Genomic DNA, 18501 nt, shown 5'->3' on the forward strand with positions numbered 1-18501 from the left:
AGGCCCATTTATGGCTCATACGTAAGGGGCAGAAAAGCAGACAACGCCATGTGCTTGGGCGTCATATCGCAGTGCGGGCGCACTAACGAAAAGAGACGCCGCATGGGCGTCTCTTCGTAAAGGAGGTGGCGTCCCATAGGGGGTTCGAACCCCTGTTACCGCCGTGAAAGGGCGGTGTCCTGGACCACTAGACGAATGGGACGCATGGTTCCGAGATGGTGGAGCCTAGCGGGATCGAACCGCTGACCTCAACACTGCCAGTGTTGCGCTCTCCCAGCTGAGCTAAGGCCCCGTCTCTCAAGAACGAGGCGTATACTACCCGGCGCCTCGCACTTCGTCAACCGCTTTTCGCGCCGCGTCTCACAGCTCGCGAAATTCCTTCTCGAAACGCTTGGCCTGCTTCTTGGACACGCCGCCGAGCACCTCGATGGCATGGCGCAGGCGTGCGCGGGTCATGTCGGAGCCGAGGATCACCATGGCATCCATCACCGAGGTGGAGGTGGCCGAACCGGTCACGGCGATGAATACCGGCGCCAGCAGGGCCTTCATCTTGAGCTCGAAGTGTTCGCCCAGTGCCTTGACCTCGACCAGCAGCGCCTCCTTGTCCCAGCGCGACACGCCTTCCAGGCGCCAGACCAGGAACTGCAGCAGCTTGAGCAGCGTCTCGCGCTCGAGCTTGACCTCGGCGAAGCTCTCTTCGTCGATGGCCGGCAAGCCGGAGAAGAAGTGCCCAGCCAGCGGCGCGACCTGGGACAGGGTATCCACCCGCGGGCGTACCTGGGGCAGGATCTGGTTGACGTAGGCTTCGTTGAAGGCCCAGTCGCGCAGCGCCTGGAGAAACGCCGCGTCGTCGAGATCCTCGCGGATATAGACGCCGTTGAGCCAGGTCAGCTTGTCCAGGTCGAACACCGGCCCGCCCAGCGACACGCGCTGGATATCGAAACTGGCCATCATCTCGTCGAGGGAGAACTTCTCGCGGTCGTCGGGCATCGACCAGCCCATGCGGCCCAGGTAGTTGGTCACCGCCTGGGGCAGGAACCCCATGCGCCGGTAGTAGTTGATCGAGGTCGGGTTCTTGCGCTTGGAGAGCTTGGACTTGTCCGGGTTGCGCAGCAGCGGCATATGACAGAGCTGCGGCATCTGCCAGCCGAAGTACTCGTAGAGCAGCTGGTGCTTGGGCGCCGAGTTGATCCACTCCTCGCCGCGCAGCACGTGGCTGATGCCCATCAGGTGGTCGTCGACCACGTTGGCCAGGTGGTAGGTGGGCATGCCGTCGGACTTGAGCAGGATCTGCGCATCGACCTGGGCCCAGTCGACCTCGATCTCGCCGCGCAGCATGTCGTTGACCACGCAGGTGCCTTCGCTGGGCACCTGCATGCGCACCACGTAGGGCCACCCCTCCTGCTCGCGACGCGCCTGCTCGTCGTCGGCCAGCGCCAGGTCGACGGGCTTGAGGGCCATCTGCAGGCCGGCGGCCTTGCGCGCCTCGCGCAGCTCGTCGAGCTCTTCGCTGGTACGGTAGCACTTGAAGGCGTGGCCGGCATCGAGCAGCCGCTGGGCGTGCTCGGCGTAGATCTCGCCGCGCTCGCTCTGGCGGTAGGGCCCGTGGGGGCCGCCCACGTCGGGCCCTTCGTCCCAGTCGAGGCCCAGCCAGCGCAGCGAGTCGAGGATCATCTGCTCGGACTCCGCGGTGGAGCGCACCCGGTCGGTGTCCTCGATGCGCAACACGAACTGGCCGCCGTGCTGGCGAGCGAAACACAGGTTGAACAGCGCGATATAGGCGGTGCCGACATGGGGGTCGCCGGTGGGCGACGGGGCGATGCGCGTGCGTACGGTCATCTGCTGCAATCCTTGGGTCGAGAAGCTTGCCGGCATTATACGCACTCCCCCGCCGCCCATCAGCCGGGGAATCATTCGCCTGCTCAGCAGTCCATTGGACGCCGCCAACACTGGAGACCCATCATGTTCCCCACCCTCCCCGAGCGCATCAACGTACTGGTCACCGGCGCCTCAGGCGGCATCGGCCAGGCGCTCTGCCAGGCCCTGCTCGATGCCCCCCAGGTGGCCCGGCTCATCGCCGTCAGCCGCCACCCGCCGGCGCTGGCCGAACATGACCCGCGGGGCATCGCCGAGCCGCTGCAGGCCGACCTGACCAGCGTCGAGGGTCGTGCGGCGCTGGCCGACCATCTCGACGGTGCGCCGCTACACCTCACCGTCAACACCCTGGGCATGCTCCACGACGATGCGGCAGGCATTGCCCCGGAGAAGCGCCTCGAGGACCTCGACCCCGGCGCGCTGACGCGGCTCTTCGAGGTCAATGCGGCAACCCCGGCACTGCTGCTGCAGGCGCTACTGCCGTCGCTCAAGGGTACGCATCCGGCCTATTTCGTCAGTCTCTCGGCGCGGGTAGGCTCACTCACCGACAACCGCCTCGGCGGCTGGTACGCCTACCGCGCCAGCAAGGCCGCCCACAACATGCTGCTCAAAACCGCTGCAGTGGAGTTCAAGCGCCTCAACCGCCAGCTGTGCGTGCTGTGCCTGCACCCCGGCACCACCGACACCGCGCTCTCAGCGCCGTTTCAGGCCCGGGTCCCCGACGGCAAGCTGTTCACCCCTGAGTTCGTGGCCGAGCGGCTGCTGGCGGTGATTGCCCAGCGCAGCGCCGATGACAGCGGCAGCTTCTGGGATTGGGCAGGAGAGCCCATCCCCTGGTAGGGGCTACAACGCCAGGTGCTCGCGAAACCAGTCGGTAATGAAGTCGAGATAGGCACGGGTCTTGTCGGGCAGGTACTTGCGCGAGCGGAACAGCACCAGCATGCTGCCGTGCTCGTTCCAGTAGGGCTGCAGCAGCGGCACCAGCAGCCCCTCGGCCACCGCCTGGCGGGCGGCGAAAGTCGGCAGGTAGGCCAGTCCGAAGCCGGCCTTGGCGGCCTCTACCACCCCCAGCAGGTTGTTGATCACCAGCCGTGAACTGGGCTCGATATCCAACGGCTGGCCGTTGAGTGAGAAGCGCCAGTGGGCGCCGAGGTCGTAGTTGCCGTAGAACACGCTGTCGTGCTCGCGGATGTCCCGGGGATGCTGGGGACGGTTGACGCGAGCCAGGTACTCCGGGGCCGCGTAGAGCCCGTAGACCACCTTGCACAGCGGCCGCGACACCAGGCTCGAGGGCGGCAGCGGCCCCATGCGGATCGCCAGGTCGACGGCATCGTCGATGGGCTCGAAGCGCTGGTCCTCGAGCAGGATCTCCACGGCCACGTCGGGGTAGCGGCGCATGAAGGCGGTGGTCGGCGCCGCCAGGTACATGAAGCCGAAGCTGACCTGGGCACTGACCTTGAGCTGGCCGCGTGGCCGCGCCGTCACCGACTGCACCTGGGCCTCGGCGGAGGCCAGCTCCTCGCGAATGCGCAGACCGTGCTCGTAGTAGATCTGCCCCGACTCGGTGAGCCGCAGCGAGCGGGTCGAGCGGTTGAGCAGGCTCACCCCCAGCTCATCCTCCAGCGCCGCGACGCGCTTGGACGCCAGCGACTTGGAGATGCCCAGGCGCCGTGCCGCAGCGGTGAAGCTGCCGCTGCGCACCACCTCGACGAAGACCTTGAGCGCATCCAGGGTCGCCATGTCATGCCTCATAGCGGTTGTGTGATGGATCGAGCAAAGGTTTCCATTTTGGAAACACTAGTTTTCGATTGTACCCACTTATTCCGCAAAGACCGAGCCCCTATACTGCCTCGGTCTTCACCAGCACCGGCCCCGCCGGACGCGGGTGAGACCAACGCCATCAGGCAACGGGCAATGGTGCCCACGCCTGGATGACGCCTTCAGTGCAACTCGCTTGTGCGCGGCCGGCTATCTCCCGATGACCGGCGCGCTTTCTTTTGCCCGTCACCTGCCCCCTGGTCACAAAAAAGACCCGCTCACGGGGAACGGGTCGAACAACAGCACGGGCTGTCGAGAGAGATCGTATTCAGGGCCGCCTCAGTGGTGGAAGCGCTCCGCTGCCTGGCGCGCCAGCTCACGGATGGCATCCCAGTCCTCGGCCTCGACCAGCGCCTTGGGGGTCAACCAGGAGCCCCCCACGCACATCACATTGGGCAGCGCCAGGTACTCGTCGGCGTTGTCGACGCTGATCCCGCCGGTGGGGCAGAAGCGCGCCTCGGGAATCGGCGCGCCGAAGGCCTTGATCGCCTTGGCACCACCGCTCGACTCGGCGGGGAAGAACTTGAAGCGCCGGTAGCCATACTGCCAGCCGGTCATCAGCTCGGAGATGGTCGATACGCCGGGCAGCATCGGCACCGGGCTCTCGACACCGTAGCGGTAGAGCGCCTCGGTAGCACCCGGGGTGACCACGAAGTCGGCACCGACCTCCTCGGCCTGACGGTACTGGGCCGGGGTCAATACCGTACCAACCCCGATGCTGGCCCCCGGCAAGGCGTCGCGCATGCGCTTGATCGCCTCCAGCGCACAGTCGGTACGCAGCGTCACCTCGAGCACGCTCAGGCCACCCTCGACCAGGGCGCGGCCCATCGGCACCGCGTCCTCGAGCCGCTCGATGGTAATCACCGGGATCACTTCGGCCTTGAGGCAGATGCTGTCGAGCTCGGTGGTGCGCGTGGATGGCAGCTGCTTGTCGATAGTCATGATCAGAGTCTCCAGAAAAGGTCAGGGCGCCCAGTAGATCGCCAGCGGACAGGCCAGGAAAGCGCGGATAGGCAGCGCACGCACATCGTCGCCCCCCAGCGCCGCGGCCAGTACGCTGCGCTTGTCGTCGCCGTTGATATGCAGCATATGGCGGCGCGCCTGATGCAGGCGGCCGGCACTGAAGGTGATCCGCGGCTGCGGCTGGCTGGGCGTGCGCACCGCCACCAGCGGCTCGTCGCTGGACAGCGCCAGGTCGAGCTCGCGACTGTCGGGAAACAGCGAGGCGGTATGGCCGTCGCCGCCCATGCCAAGGACGACCACGCTGGCCGGCCAGGCCAGCGACTCAACCCGTTCGCTGACGTCGGCAACGCCCTGCTCGGGAGTTCCCGCGGCACTGGTCAGCGCCACGAAATTGGCCGCCGCGGCCGGCCCCTGCAGCAGATGCTCACGCACCAGCCGGGCATTGCTGTCGGGGCTGTCGTCGGCGACCCAGCGCTCGTCGGCGAGGGTCACGTCGACCCGCGACCACGGCAGGTCATAGGCGGCCAGGGCGTGAAAGAACGGTACCGGGGTCGAGCCGCCGGACACCACCAGCAGCACTCTCTGCTGCGCGTCGAGGTCGCTGCGCAGCGCTTCGGCGACCGCCTCGGCGAGCTGCACGGCGAGTTGTTGGCGAGCCTGGCTCATGTCAGTAATCCTCATACCAGCTGCGACCGTCCTGGGTGATCATGGCAATCGATGCGACAGGCCCCCAGGACCCCGCCGGATAGCGCCGCGGCGGCATCTCGCGCGCTTCCCAGCCGGCGATCAACTGATCGCACCAGCGCCAGGCGTGCTCGACCTCGTCGCGGCGCACGAACAGGTACTGCTGGCCCTTCATGACCTCGAGCAGCAGACGCTCGTAGGCATCGGGAATCCGCGACTTGGGGAAGGCGTTGTTGAAATCCAGGTGCAGCGGCCCGGGACGCAGGCGCATGCCCTTGTCGAGCCCGCTGTCCTTGGTCAATACCTGCAGCGCGATACCCTCCTCCGGCTGCAGGCGGATAATCAGCTTGTTGGCGGCCAGGCCGCGCTGGTCCGGGTCGAAGATATAGTGCGGCTGCTGGCGGAAGTGGATGACGATCTGCGACAGCTTCTCGGGCATGCGCTTGCCGGTACGCAGGTAGAACGGCACCCCCGCCCAGCGCCAGTTGGCGACCTCGGTCTTCATGGCGACGAAGGTCTCGGTATGGCTGTCGGTGTTGGCGCCCTCCTCCTCGAGGTAGCCGGGCACGCTCTTGCCCTCGCTGGTACCGGCAGTGTACTGGCCGCGTACCACGTCGCGCCCCAACGCCTCGCCGACGAACGGCTTGAGCGCCTTGAGCACCTTGACCTTCTCGTCGCGAATGGCGTCGGCGTCGAGGTTCGACGGCGGGTCCATGGCGATCAGGCACAGCAGCTGCAGCAGGTGGTTCTGCACCATGTCGCGCAGCTGGCCGGCCTGGTCGAAGTAGCCCCAGCGGCCCTCGATGCCGACCTGCTCGGCGACGGTGATCTCCACGTGGGAGATATGGTTCTGGTTCCACTGGGTACCGAACAGCGGATTGGCGAAGCGCAGCGCGATCAGGTTTTGCACCGTCTCCTTGCCCAGGTAGTGGTCGATGCGGTAGATCCGCGACTCGGGGAACACCTCGCCGATCACGTCGTTGATCTGCTGCGATGACTCGAGGTCGTAGCCGATCGGCTTCTCCACCACCACCCGGACGCTATCGTCGAGGCTGCCGCTGGCCTGCAGGTTACGGCAGATATCGCCGTAGATGCTGGCCGGTACCGAGAGATAGACCACCATCGGCCGCGGTGACCCTTCGCGCCAGGCGCGGATCGCCTCGTAGCCCTCGACGCTGGCGAAATCCAGCTTGAGGTAGTCGAGACGCGCCATGAAACGCTTGAGGCTGGCCTTGTCCTGCTCGCTGCTCTTTACCCGCCGCTGCAGGGCATCGGCGACCTGCTGGCGAAACGCCTCGCCGTCGAGGTCCTGCCGCGCCAGGCCAACCAGCCGGGTACCCTCGGGCAGCAGCCCCTCGCGGTCGAGGTGATAGAGCGCCGGAAACAGCTTGCGCAGCGCCAGATCGCCCAGCGCGCCGAACATCGCCAGATCGATCTCGGTGTCGGCAACGCTCGGCATTGCGCTGTGCTGACTCATGCCTTGCCCCCTGAAATTTGGTTAACTTACCGATAAAATACGTTTACGCCGACGGATAAAGCAACATTTATCTGTAATTTTACTACCAAAGATGCAGCATCGTCGAGACGGATATGGTCATCCAGGCGACCCCAGGCTAGGATAACCAGCACCATGTAGTTAAATCACTACATCATCGGCCGCCATGCATCAAGGGCCGCCGCCGCAACCCGGCGACGGCCTCAGCTACCAAGAGTCTAGCCCCCATGTCCAGCCATGACCTGATCGAACGCATTCGCAACCGACTGGACGAGCTCAACCGCTCCGAGCGCAAGGTCGCCGACGTGATACTCGCCGACCCGGCCTCGGCTACCGGCATGAGCATCGCCACCCTGGCCCAGGCCTCCTCGGTCAGTGAACCCACGGTCAACCGCTTCTGCCGCAACTTCGATGCCAAGGGCTATCCCGACTTCAAGATCAAGCTGGCCCAGAGCCTGGCCGGCGGCACACCCTATGTCAGCCGCAGCGTGGAGCGTGACGACGACGCTGCCGGCTACGGCGACAAGATCTTTGGCGCCACCATCGCCGCCCTCGACGAGGCGCGCCGGGCGCTGGATGCCAAGCGCGTCGAGCGTGCCGTCAACTACCTGATCCAGGCCAAGCAGATTCACTTCTTCGGCCTTGGCGCTTCGGGGCCGGTGGCCCAGGACGCCCAGCACAAGTTCTTCCGTTTCAACATGCCGGTGATGGCCTACGAAGACGTGCTGATGCAGCGCATGGTCGCCGCTGCCTGCCACACCGGCGACGTAGTGGTGATCATCTCCTACACCGGGCGCACCCGTGAGCTGGTCGAGATCGCCCGCCTGGCGCGGGAGAACGGCGCGGTAGTGCTGGGCATCACCGCCCCCGGCTCACCGCTGGCCGGCGAGTGCACCGAGACCCTCGAGGTGACCACGCCGGAGGACACCGACGTCTATATGCCGATGACCTCGCGGATGATCCACCTGGCACTGATCGACGTACTGGCCACCGGCGTCACCCTGCGCCGCGGCGAGGACTTCCTGATCCATCTCAAGAAGATCAAGGATAGCCTCCAGGCCACGCGCTTCCCCGCCGGCGGCTAACCCAGACCAGCCGAACTCGCCACACAGAGGTTTGCGACGGGAACCGATTGGCGCATCATGGGTCTCTGCCCAGGCATCCCGTTTCCCCGTCGGAGTCCACATGCTCGCCGATTCGTTACCCGTTCGACGGCTGCTGGCTGCCCTGGCGGGCAGCGCCTTGCTCTGCACCAGCGCCCAGGCCCTGGAGCGCGAGGAGCTGCAGCGCCAGCTGGCCGCTCCCGCCCAGCTGCAGGGCAGCTTCGAACAGCGCCACTGGCTGGCAGACCAGCAGTCGCGGCTGCACAGCGACGGCCGTTTCCTCTATCAACGCGAACGCCTGCTGGTGTGGCGATTCGTTTCACCCCGCGAGGCCACCCTGGCCTTCCCGAAGCGCCTGCCTGGCCCCCGAGAGGAGGTCGAGGAGGAAGGTCTGCCGGACCGCGAGCTGCTTGATGAGCTGCTCCCCCGCAGGGTCGAATTCGGCCGCCACCTGGTCGACCTGCTGGGTGGCAACTGGGCGGCGCTAGAGGAGGACTACGCCATCGCCCTGGCTGGCGAACGCGACGACTGGCAGGCCCGTTTCAGCCCCCGTGCCCCCGCCCTGGAACGCGAACTCGGTGAGCTGCTGCTGATCGGCGATGCCAGCGGCTGGCAGCAAATGGAGATCCAGGGCGCCAACGGCGACGAGCTGCAGGTGGTGTTCTCATCGGTCAGCCCGATGGTCGATGATTCGCTGAGCGACTTCCTCGGCCAGTGGCTGCAGGTCGACAGCGATGCCGGCGAGGAAGACAGCGAGGCGCAAGAGGAGTCGGAGGATGACGATAGCCCGGTAATGGCCGAGGAGCTCGATCCTGAAGAGATCGACGAACAGGATTGAGCCGCGGCGCGCTCAAGTTCGCTTCTGGCAAGCCGATAGTGCTGTCAGGAAACGTGTGGCGATGCTCGCCGCGCGTCGACAGGAGCACACGGATGAACGTCAAGTCTTCGCCGGGCGCCGCCACCCTCGCGCTGATCGTGGTGGTGGTGCTTGCCCTGGCCGGCCTGGGCCTATCGCTTAGCGAACTGCGCCTGCCACTGGGCCCACAGGAGCTGGTGGCGTTGGCGGTATACGGCCTGTCTGCGGCCGGGCTGATCTGCCTGCTGACGCTGGTATCCAGCTTGGTCTCGGGCTTGCGTACTCAGCAGCTCGCGCTCAATCAGAGCCTCGAGACCCAGAGCCGCCAGCTACGCGCCGCCGAGGCCGCCCAGTTGATGGAGCGCTTCGTGCACCAGGCCGAGGCGCTACTCGACAAGGAGAGCCTTGATCCCAACAAGCGTAGCGTGCTGCGCTGCCTGGCCGTCGATGCGATGCGCGGCAACACCGGCCGCGGTGACCCCAATATCTCGCGTCTCGCGCGGCTATTCGAATGGCTGGCCGGCGAAGCCGAACAAGCCAGCGGCGACAGCGCCCGTCTGGGCCTGATCGACCCGGTGCTGCGCCAGTACGCCGAGATCGCCGAGCAGCTGTGCCAGGTCGGCGAATGCGAGCCAGAGCGCATGGCAGTGTTTCTACGCCACCAGCCGCGGCGCCCGGCCGCAGCGAGTGACGAATCCGCCGACTAGCGGCTCAGCGGCTGCCGGGCACCAAGGCGGTGACGGTGATCTCGACCTTGAGCTCATCGGCCGGCAGCGGCGCGCACACGCAGGTACGCGCCGGCGCATGCCCCTCGGGTACCCAGGCATCCCAGACCGCGTTCATCGCCGCCACGTCCTGGCCATCCTTAAGGTAGATCGTCGCCGACAGCAGGTGCTCGCGGTCGGAGCCGATCTCGGCGAGCAGCGCATCGACCCGCGCCAGCATGCTCTCGGTCTGGGCAGTGATATCGCCATGGCGCGCCTCGGGCCCGGCCACCTGGCCACACAGCCAGGCCACACCGTTGTGGATTACCGCGCGGCTCATGCGCGCCTTGGTGTCATGACGGGTGATAGACATGCAGGTTTCTCCTTGCGTTCTAAAATGGATATTTTCGGTGCCGAGGTCGATCAGCGCAGCAGCAGCACCGGCACGCTGGCGCGACGCAGCATCGCCGTGGTGGTGCTGCCCACCAGCAAGTGACGAATCCGCGAATGGCCGTAGGCACCCATCACCAGCAGGTCGATGCCCTGCTCTTCCTTGTAGTTGCGCAGGGTCTCCTCCACCTCGCCAGCGCGAATCGCCCCCTGCGCCTCTAACCCGGCGTTGCGCAGGGTCTTGAGCGCCCACTCGAGCTGTGAGCGGTTGTCACCGGTTTCGGCGCCGACGATCACCACGTGGACCGGAATGCCCTCGAACAGCGGGCTCTTGGCGATCATCTCGACGCCCTTGCGGGTGGTCTTGCTACCGTCAAAGGCGATCAGCACCTGGCTGGGTGTCTGGAACTGGTCCGGCACCATCAGGATCGGTCGATGCAGGGTGCGCACCACCCGCTCGAGGTTCGAGCCCAGGTGGTCGACGGCCTGGTGAGCGGTCTCGCCGCGCTTGCCGATCACCAGCAGGCGGATCTCGTTCTCCAGCTCGCTGAGCGTCTCGACCAGGGTACCGTTGCGCTGGCGGGTGGCCGGCTCGCCAACACCGGCCCCCACCGCCCGGGTCTTGGCCGCAGACAGCATCACCCGGCCCTGCTCCTGGGCCAGCTTGGCACGCTGCTCATCGAGACTGGCCAGCTCCTCCAGCAGGTGCTCCCGGGAGCCCAGGCCGATATTGCCGGACAGGTCCGCCTCGGCGGTCTGCGGGTGGTTGTCCACCACGTGCAGGAAGGTCAGCGGCGCCGCCAGCGCCTGGCTGGCCCAGGCGGCGTAGTCGCATACGCCTTCAGAAAAGCGCGAGCCGTCGATGGCGGCCATTACCTGATCTGTCATCGTGTCGTGTCCCGAACTGGCGTGGGTTGGCGCTCGGCGTCGAGCGTTACTCTCAAGCTATAACACCTCGTTCTACACCATCGGCCCGAATTAGCACAGCGCCATGCGGGCCGAGGCGACTCAGTGCCCGCCCATCAGTTTCTCGACCGCGGCGGGGTCGTCGTGCACCGCATAGCGGTCGACGATAGTGGCGCTGGCTTCATTGAGCCCGATCAGCTCGACCTCGGTGCCCTCGCGGCGGAACTTGATCACCACCCGATCCAGGGTCTGGACGGCGGTAATGTCCCAGAAGTGGGCGCGGGACAGGTCGATGGTGACCTTCTCCACGGTTTCCTTGAAGTCGAAGGACTCACCGAAGCGCTCGGAGGAGGCGAAGAACACCTGGCCGACGATCCGGTAGATGCGGCGGCTGCCTCCGTCGGCCTCTTCGGAGCCTATATACAGGATGTTGCCGACCTTGTTGGCGAAGAACATCGCTGCCAGCAGCACGCCGACGAATACGCCGATGGCCAGGTTATGGGTGCCCACCGTGGTCACCACGGTGGCCAGCATCACGATATTCGTGCTCATCGGGTGCTTCTTGAGGTCGCGGATCGAGGCCCAGCTGAAGGTACCGATGGAGACCATGATCATCACCGCCACCAGCGCCGCCATGGGGATCTGTGACACCCATTCGGAGAGGAACACCACCATCATCAGCAGTACCACCCCGGCAATCAGGGTCGACAGCCGAGTCCGCCCGCCGGATTTGATGTTGATTACCGACTGGCCAATCATCGCGCAGCCGGCCATGCCGCCCATCAAGCCGGAGCCGATATTGGCGATGCCCTGGCCCTTGCACTCGCGGTTCTTGTCACTGGGCGTATCGGTGAGGTCGTCGACGATGGTGGCGGTCATCATCGACTCCAGCAGGCCGACCACGGTGAGCATCAGCGCATAGGGCAGCACGATCCACAGTGTCTCGAGGGTGAGCGGCACGTCCGGCCACAGGAATACCGGCAGGGTATCCGGCAGCTCGCCCATATCACCCACGCTGCGGATATCCATGCCGCTGATCATGTACACCGCGGTCAGCACGACGATGCAGACCAGCGGCGAGGGAATCGACCTGCCGATGACCGGCAGGTAGGGAAAGCCGTAGATGATCGCCAGGCCCGCCACCGTCATGGCATAGACGTGCCAGGTAACGCCGGTTAGCTCCGGCAGCTGAGCCATGAAGATCAGGATTGCCAGGGCATTGACGAAGCCGGTGACCACCGAGCGCGATACGAAGCGCATCAGCTCGGCGAGCTTGAGATAGCCGGCGACGATCTGCAGCACCCCGGTGAGCAGGGTGGCCACCAGCAGGTATTCCAGGCCGTGGTCACGCACCAGGGTCACCATCAGCAGCGCCATGGCGCCGGTGGCAGCGGAGATCATGCCCGGGCGGCCGCCGGTGAAAGCGATGATCACGGCGATGCAGAAGGAGGCGTAGAGGCCGACCTTGGGGTCGACCCCGGCGATGATCGAGAAGGCGATGGCCTCGGGAATCAGCGCCAGTGCGACGACGATGCCGGCGAGGGTGTCGCCCTTGAGGTTGGAGAACCAGCTCTGCTTGATTGTTTCGAACATTCTGCGGTCCAGTCGATGATGTGATGATCATGCCCGTAGGGCGCCAGGGTGCTGTCGGCACGCGATCGCGCAGCGCTGAAAAGAACCATCGGGTGTCGGCCAGGTGGCTAACAGGGTATGGCTGATCGGACACGAGCGTGCCTGACGATGAGCAAGGCATCGCCAAGAAGGGGAAGTACGCTAGGGCGGCGTGGCGCCGTCCCGGAGGGTGCTGCTGGTCGTCACGGCTGGGGGTCCGTTACTCGAATCGGGTGACGGGTCGCGCCACTGGCTTCAAGGTGTTAGACCTTGGTAGTAGCGCTGACCACATGCGAGCCGCGGAGTCTAGCAGAACTTACGCTGCATTGCATCTGAGGGGTGGGGGAAGACAGGGCTATCGCAGATTTAGGCAGCACCGCTCGGAACTGATCCGTCGACAGGCCTGCGAGGAGGCGCTGTGAACCCATCCCTGGGCGCTATCTTGCGCCATCCATGGCGCAAACCTCCTCTTCGACCTGTCCCCGGCGTCCCTTTGCTCAGAGGTGTAACTGCGACTACCTCTCGGGGGAAGAGGCCTGCCGGGGCGGCAGGCCGGAGAGGTCACGCCTCGGGATCGGAGGGGGCCTGGGTACGCGCCTGGGCGGCAGGCGATGCCTTCATCTGCTTGAAGGCCTCCATGATGTCCATTGGCAGCGGGAAGACGATGGTCGAGGCGTTTTTGTTGCTCATATCGCTCATGGTCTGCAGGTAGCGCAGCTGCAGGGCGGCGGAGTTCTCGGCCATGACGTTGGCGGCTTCGACCAGCTTCTTGGAGGCCTGCAGCTCACCCTCGGCGTGAATCACCTTGGCGCGCCGCTCGCGCTCCGCCTCGGCCTGACGGGCGATGGCGCGAATCATGCTCTCGTCGAGGTCGACATGCTTGATCTCGACGTTGGCCACCTTGATCCCCCAGGATTCGGTCTGGGCGTCGATGATCTCCTGGATATCGTTATTGAGCTTGTCACGCTCCGAGAGCATCTCGTCCAGGTCGTGCTTGCCGAGTACCGAACGCAGCGTGGTCTGAGCCAGCTGGCTGGTCGCCACCGTGAAGTTCTCGACCTGGATGATCGCCTTCTCCGGGTCGACGACCCGGAAGTAGAGCACCGCATTGACCTTGACGGTGACGTTGTCCTGGGAGATGACATCCTGCTCAGGCACATCCATGGTGATCACGCGCAGGTCGACTACCTCCATCTTCTGGATGCCGGGGATGATGATGATCAAGCCCGGCCCCTTGACCGCCTGATAGCGGCCGAGGAAGAACACCACGCCGCGCTTGTACTCCGGCAGGATGCGGATCGATGCCGCCAGTATCATCACCACCAATACCAGCGGGACGAGATAGGAAATCATCATGGCTGACTCTCCTTGCGTGAGGTTTTTAGGCGAAGTGGTTAGCCAGGCTGCTCGGCGCTGTCCCGCGGGGCCACCTCGACGGTCAGGCCGTCGAGAGCCGTGACCGTCAGCGTCTGGCCCTTGCTCACCGGCGTGGGGCTATGGGCCTTCCAGGACTCGCCGTGCAGCCTGACGCGCCCCGCGCCTTCGAAATCTTCCAGCGCCACGGCGCGTGCGCCGATCAGTTCCTCCTGACCGGTGCGCACCCGGGTCTTGCGCAGTCCCATGAAGCGGGTCATGGTCCACAGCATGAAGACCGCGGCGATCAGGGCCACGCCGCCGATCAGCGGCAGAGATACCTGCAGGTTGTCTGCGTCCATCAGAATCACCGAGCCGATTACGAAAGCCACTATGCCGCCAATGCCGAGCACCCCGAAGCTCGGCATCAGCGCCTCTCCCACGATCAGCGCCAGGCCGGCAAGAATCAAGGCCAGACCGGCGTAGTTGATGGGCAGCACCTGGAAGGCGAACAGCGCCAGCAGCAGCGAAATGATGCCGATAGTGCCGGGAATCAGGCTACCGGGGCTGGAGAGTTCGAAGATCAGCCCGTAGAAGCCGATGATCATCAGGAAGTAGGCGACATTGGGGTTGGTGATCACCGACAGCAGTTGGGTGCGCCAATCGGGATCGAAGCGTTCGATGGCCAGGTCGGCGGTCTCCAGGGTGCGCTCGCCGCGCTCCATCACCACCTCGCGGCCGTCGATCTGTGCCAGCAGGTCGTCGACGTCACTGGCGACCACGTCGATGACGTTCAACTCCAGCGCCTGGGGGGCGGTGAGGTTGACCGCTTCGCGCACCGCCTCCTCGGCCCAGTCGGCGTTGCGCCCATGGCGCTCGGCGAGCCCTCGGATATAGGACACCGCATCCTCGAGCACCTTGCGCTCCATGGCGGTCTCGCCGCGTCGCGGCGCGGGTTCGGCCTCGTCATTGCCGTTGGCTGCTTCTTCCTCGCCATTGGCGGCCTCATCGTCCTGGGCACCGTTGGCGTCGTCGGCATCATCGTCGCCGATACCCGGCAGGCCGCCACCGCCCATCTGCACCGGCGTGGCCGAGCCGAGATGAGTTGCCGGAGCCATGGCCGCCACGTGGCTGGCGTAGGTGAGGTAGGTGCCAGCGCTGGCGGCGCGTGCACCGCTGGGCGAGACGTAGATGGCCACCGGCACGTCGGCGGTGAGCATGGCGCGAATCATGTCGCGCATCGAGGCGTCGAGACCGCCGGGGGTATCGAGCTGTACGATCACCAGCTCGGCGCCGTCCTCGCTTGCCTGGCGCAAGCCGCGCTGAAAGTAGTCGCTGGTCGCGGGGCCGATGGCGCCATCGATGGTCATCAGCAGTGCCGTGCGCTGCTGCTCCTGGGCCTGGGTGTGCCAGGCCAGCAGGGCGCCGACCATTAGGCTCAGCAGGCTGGCCCATAGCAGCCAGCGCCGCCGGAAGACGCGCTCGCTCGTTAACATGATCCCTGTGCCTCACGTTAGCATTACTGGTGTGATGCCTGGAGCGCACGTTCGTTCACTCGGCTTCGGCTAGCCATTCACCGAGCCTGCGACGACACTCCAATTCCAGCATGGTCGCTACCGCCCAGCGTTGAAAGGCGAGCATGGCACCCACGGGCTGCAACAGGGTCAAGATAAGTTGTAAGGCTGCGTCGCTGGCGGCGACTGAGCCTGAGTCATTGCTATTACAAGGATCTCGTATGCACCCGGCATTGCCGCTCTCAGGCACGATTCTGGTTCTCGCCGTCAGCTGGCAAGTACTGGCCAGCGCCGCCACCCCCCATCAGGAGACCCGCTTCGAGGCGGCCGACATCATCGACTGGCCGACACGCTCCTTCGAAGGCGAGACCGAATATTGCCTGGTCGACAAGGATGGTCACGAGGTGCTCCAGGCCCGCGCACGCCAGCAGGCGTCAGCCAAGTACCTGGAAGGCGAGTTCGACCTCGACGAGACCCCCTACCTGCACTGGTGCTGGCAGGTTGACGGCATCTACCCGGGACTCGATGAAACCACCAGGGCAGGCGACGACTACCCCGGGCGGGTCTACGTGGCGCGCAAGACCGGTCTGCTGCCGTGGCAGGTTCAGTCGGTCAACTACGTATGGTCATCGACCCAGGCGGCCGGTAGCAGCTGGCCCAACGCTTTCACCTCCCGCGCTCAGCTGCTGGCCCTGCAGGGCGGCGAGGCGCGGGTCGGCGAGTGGGTCGCCGAGGTGCGTGACCTGCGCGAGGATTTCGAGACGCTGTTCGGCGACCGCGTCGACAGCATCGACGGCCTGGCACTGATGGTCGACGGCGATAACGCCGGGGTCGACGGTACCGCCTGGTTCACCCATCTCGGCCTGTCATCCAGCAACGAGGCGCCGACATGTCCGTAATCTCCCTCGACGCCGTCCGCAGCGCCCTGGCCAACACCCCCTGGGCCGATGCGCCGCTGCTGCGCCTGGAAGACAGCGGCCTGGCTCATGCCCACCTGCATCTGGGCAGCAGCGGCTGGCTGCTGCGCATTCCCAAGCAGAGTCAGATGGGCCTGGAGCCGGAGACGCATCTGACCTATGAGGCGTGCTGCTTCGCACGCGCCGAGCCCAGTGGCGTAACGCCGGCCCTGGCCGAGCGCCTGCCACCGGCCTCCTCGCTGCCCCGCGGCGCGCTGGTGGTCAAGGCTATCGAGGGGCGCCACGCCGCGCTGCCCGAGGACCTGACGGCGCTGATGCACAGCCTGGCCGCCATCCACCGCCTGCCGCTGCCCGACGCGCCCGGGCGCGCCCCGCTGCTGGCACCCCACGACCCGCTGGCGGCGATGCATCATGAAGTACTCGACCAGGCACGCTACCTGGCCGAGGCCGGCCTCGAGGCGTCAGTCGAGCGCGCCATTCGCGGCGAGCTCGAGCAGTTCGCCGCCACCCTCGATTCGCCCGGCCGCCCCCCTCCGCGGCTGATCACCTTCGATGCCCATCCCGGCAATTTCCTGATCGACGGCCACGGCCAGGCCTGGATGGTCGACCTGGAAAAGGCCCGCTACAGCTACCCGGGCTTCGACCTCGCCCATGCCACGCTGTATACCTCTACCACCTGGGACCTCAACAGCCAGGCGGTGCTCGACTGCGATACCGTCCTCGACGCCTACGCCGCCTGGGAGCAGGCCATGGGTGAGGCGGGCCGCGCCCATCGCGCCTGGCACCTGCCGCTGCGCCGCGCCATGTGGCTGTGGTCGATCACCTGGTGTGCCAAGTGGCAGGTGACCTCGGGGGCGCCGCCGCTGCGCGATGCCCGCGGCCAGGACTGGTCACGCCAGCACAACAGCGATGCCCTCAACGACCACGTGCAGGACCGCGTGGCACACTATCTTTCGGCACCGGTGGTCGAGGCCATGGTCGCGGAGTTTCGCACCCTCGCTGCCGCCTTCGGCGACGATGCGCGGCGCCCCTTATCCACCGCTCCCCACGTCAATCTCAGCCAGTCACAAGGAACCCAACGCTGATGTCACTGCCTCGTTCATGTCACGCTCTCGCCGCCAGCCTGCCGCTCCTCGCCCTGCTCGCCAGCCCCACCGCCCTGGCCGCCCCCGACCCCGGCGACTGGCAGTCGGTGGTCGAGGAGGCACGCGGCCAGACCGTCTACTGGTACGCCTGGGCCGGCGAGGAGCGCACCAACGACTACATCCAGTGGACCGCCGACCGGGTCGCCGAGCGTTACGACATCGAGCTGGTGCATGTAAAACTCAGCGACACCGCCGAGGCGGTGTCGCGGGTGCTGGCAGAGAAACAGGCCGGCAACGACGAGCGCGGCAATGTCGACATGATCTGGATCAACGGCGAGAACTTCGCCACCATGAAGGCCAATGACCTGCTGTTCGGCCCCTGGTCGGAGCAGCTGCCCCACTATCCACTGACCGATCCGGACAATACCCCGGCGGTACGCTACGACTGGACCATCCCGGTGGATGGGCTAGAGTCGCCCTGGAGCAGCTCACAAGTGGTCTTCTACTACGACACCGCACTGGTCGATAGCCACCCGCGCTCGATGCCCGAGCTGCTCGACTGGGCACACGACAATCCCGGCGAATTCACCTATGCCCGGGTGCCCAACTTCCTCGGCAACGCCTTCATTACCCAGGCACTGCTGGAGCTGGCCGATGACACCGAGATCCTCTACGAGCCGATGCAGGAAGAGGACTTCGAGGCGGTCACGGCACCACTGTGGGCATTCCTGGATGAGCTGCATCCACTGCTGTGGCGCAGCGGCCGGGCCTTTCCTGGCAACAGCTCGGAGCTGCGCCGCCTGATGGGCGACGGCGAGATCAGCATCGCGCTCTCCTTCAGCACCACCGAGGCCTCCGGCGCAATTGCCAATTTCGAGCTGCCCGACAGCGTGCGCAGCTATGTGCACGACCACGGCATGATCGGCAACATGAGTTTCATGGCGATCCCCTACAACGCCCAGCACAAGGCCGGCGCCATGGTGGTGGCCAACTACCTGCTGAGCCCCGCGGCCCAGGCCCACAAGCAGGACCCGCTGGTCTGGGGCAGCAATACGGTGCTGTCGCTGGAGACCCTCGAACCCGACGACCGCGCGCGTTTCGACGACATCGACCTGGGCATCGCCACCCTGCCGCCGGATGAACTCGGCGAGGTGCTCGGTCAGCCTCACCCCAGCTGGGTAGACGCCCTGGCCGAGGCCTGGCAGGCCCGCTACGTTGGCCGCTGAT

Annotated in this window: 17 protein-coding genes and 2 tRNA genes; 7 read left to right on the forward strand and 12 right to left on the reverse strand. The window is 65.9% G+C overall.

Features of this window, described 5'->3' with window-relative positions:
* Positions 1-126 precede the first annotated feature (126 nt).
* The 3 genes from QC821_RS07075 to gltX all read right to left on the reverse strand — a co-directional run bounded on the left by QC821_RS07075 (position 127) and on the right by gltX (position 1839).
* A tRNA-Glu gene (locus QC821_RS07075) sits at positions 127-202 on the reverse strand.
* 14 nt (positions 203-216) lie between these two features.
* Positions 217-292, reverse strand: a tRNA-Ala gene (locus tag QC821_RS07080).
* 68 nt (positions 293-360) lie between these two features.
* Positions 361-1839, reverse strand: a complete 1479-nt coding sequence (gltX, locus tag QC821_RS07085; protein WP_309718869.1) for a glutamate--tRNA ligase — start codon at positions 1837-1839, stop codon at positions 361-363.
* Between the two features lie 123 nt (positions 1840-1962).
* Between gltX and QC821_RS07090 the strand changes: the two genes are divergently transcribed.
* Complete coding sequence (locus QC821_RS07090; protein WP_309718873.1) at positions 1963-2715, forward strand: SDR family NAD(P)-dependent oxidoreductase; 753 nt, start codon at positions 1963-1965, stop codon at positions 2713-2715.
* Positions 2716-2718: 3 nt separating this feature from the next.
* Here QC821_RS07090 and QC821_RS07095 read toward each other — a convergent pair whose 3' ends face one another.
* The 4 genes from QC821_RS07095 to zwf form a co-directional block, all read right to left on the reverse strand.
* Positions 2719-3615, reverse strand: coding sequence for a LysR family transcriptional regulator (locus QC821_RS07095; protein ID WP_095619774.1), 897 nt, complete (start codon positions 3613-3615; stop codon positions 2719-2721).
* A 357-nt stretch (positions 3616-3972) separates the two neighbouring features.
* Entirely contained in the window at positions 3973-4635 is a 663-nt protein-coding gene (locus QC821_RS07100; RefSeq protein ID WP_095619775.1) for a bifunctional 4-hydroxy-2-oxoglutarate aldolase/2-dehydro-3-deoxy-phosphogluconate aldolase, read from the reverse strand.
* Positions 4636-4656: 21 nt separating this feature from the next.
* A complete protein-coding gene (pgl, locus tag QC821_RS07105; protein WP_309718876.1) occupies positions 4657-5322 on the reverse strand; it encodes a 6-phosphogluconolactonase in 666 nt (221 codons plus the stop codon).
* A 1-nt stretch (position 5323) separates the two neighbouring features.
* A complete protein-coding gene (gene zwf, locus QC821_RS07110; RefSeq protein ID WP_309718879.1) occupies positions 5324-6817 on the reverse strand; it encodes a glucose-6-phosphate dehydrogenase in 1494 nt (497 codons plus the stop codon).
* Between the two features lie 245 nt (positions 6818-7062).
* On the opposite strand from zwf, the gene QC821_RS07115 reads away from it, so the two are divergent.
* From QC821_RS07115 to QC821_RS07125, 3 genes are all read left to right on the forward strand, one after another.
* Positions 7063-7920 (forward strand): MurR/RpiR family transcriptional regulator, encoded by an 858-nt coding sequence (locus QC821_RS07115; RefSeq protein ID WP_309718882.1) that lies wholly within the window; start codon positions 7063-7065, stop codon positions 7918-7920.
* A 100-nt stretch (positions 7921-8020) separates the two neighbouring features.
* On the forward strand, positions 8021-8776 hold the full coding sequence (locus QC821_RS07120; protein ID WP_309718885.1) for a LolA family protein: 756 nt from the start codon (positions 8021-8023) through the stop codon (positions 8774-8776).
* Between the two features lie 92 nt (positions 8777-8868).
* Positions 8869-9501, forward strand: coding sequence for a hypothetical protein (locus QC821_RS07125; RefSeq protein WP_309718888.1), 633 nt, complete (start codon positions 8869-8871; stop codon positions 9499-9501).
* A 4-nt stretch (positions 9502-9505) separates the two neighbouring features.
* On the opposite strand, the gene QC821_RS07130 is transcribed toward QC821_RS07125, so the two are convergent.
* The 5 genes from QC821_RS07130 to QC821_RS07150 form a co-directional block, all read right to left on the reverse strand.
* Positions 9506-9871 carry a RidA family protein gene (locus QC821_RS07130; protein WP_309718891.1) on the reverse strand — a complete coding sequence of 122 codons (366 nt, stop codon included), beginning with the start codon at positions 9869-9871 and terminating at the stop codon, positions 9506-9508.
* A 50-nt stretch (positions 9872-9921) separates the two neighbouring features.
* The gene (locus tag QC821_RS07135; RefSeq protein ID WP_309718894.1) at positions 9922-10776 is read right to left on the reverse strand and encodes a universal stress protein; all 855 of its coding nucleotides are present in this window, start codon (positions 10774-10776) and stop codon (positions 9922-9924) included.
* Positions 10777-10896: 120 nt separating this feature from the next.
* On the reverse strand, positions 10897-12387 hold the full coding sequence (locus QC821_RS07140; RefSeq protein WP_309718897.1) for a SulP family inorganic anion transporter: 1491 nt from the start codon (positions 12385-12387) through the stop codon (positions 10897-10899).
* Between the two features lie 579 nt (positions 12388-12966).
* Positions 12967-13761, reverse strand: a complete 795-nt coding sequence (locus tag QC821_RS07145) for a slipin family protein (protein ID WP_309718900.1) — start codon at positions 13759-13761, stop codon at positions 12967-12969.
* Between the two features lie 38 nt (positions 13762-13799).
* Positions 13800-15254, reverse strand: a complete 1455-nt coding sequence (locus QC821_RS07150) for an NfeD family protein (RefSeq protein WP_309718904.1) — start codon at positions 15252-15254, stop codon at positions 13800-13802.
* A 239-nt stretch (positions 15255-15493) separates the two neighbouring features.
* Between QC821_RS07150 and QC821_RS07155 the strand changes: the two genes are divergently transcribed.
* Genes QC821_RS07155 through QC821_RS07165 form a run of 3 tightly spaced genes read left to right on the forward strand, consistent with a single transcriptional unit; the run spans position 15494 to position 18500 of the window.
* On the forward strand, positions 15494-16171 hold the full coding sequence (locus tag QC821_RS07155; protein WP_309718907.1) for a DUF3047 domain-containing protein: 678 nt from the start codon (positions 15494-15496) through the stop codon (positions 16169-16171).
* A complete protein-coding gene (locus QC821_RS07160) occupies positions 16162-17274 on the forward strand; it encodes an aminoglycoside phosphotransferase family protein (protein ID WP_309718909.1) in 1113 nt (370 codons plus the stop codon). The genes QC821_RS07155 and QC821_RS07160 overlap by 10 nt, the downstream gene beginning before the upstream one ends.
* The gene (locus tag QC821_RS07165; RefSeq protein ID WP_309718912.1) at positions 17274-18500 is read left to right on the forward strand and encodes an ABC transporter substrate-binding protein; all 1227 of its coding nucleotides are present in this window, start codon (positions 17274-17276) and stop codon (positions 18498-18500) included. Before QC821_RS07160 ends, QC821_RS07165 begins: the two co-directional genes overlap by 1 nt.
* Position 18501 lies beyond the last annotated feature (1 nt).

Source organism: Franzmannia qiaohouensis, from assembly GCF_031451695.1.
GTDB classification, from domain to species: Bacteria; Pseudomonadota; Gammaproteobacteria; order Pseudomonadales; family Halomonadaceae; genus Franzmannia; species Franzmannia qiaohouensis.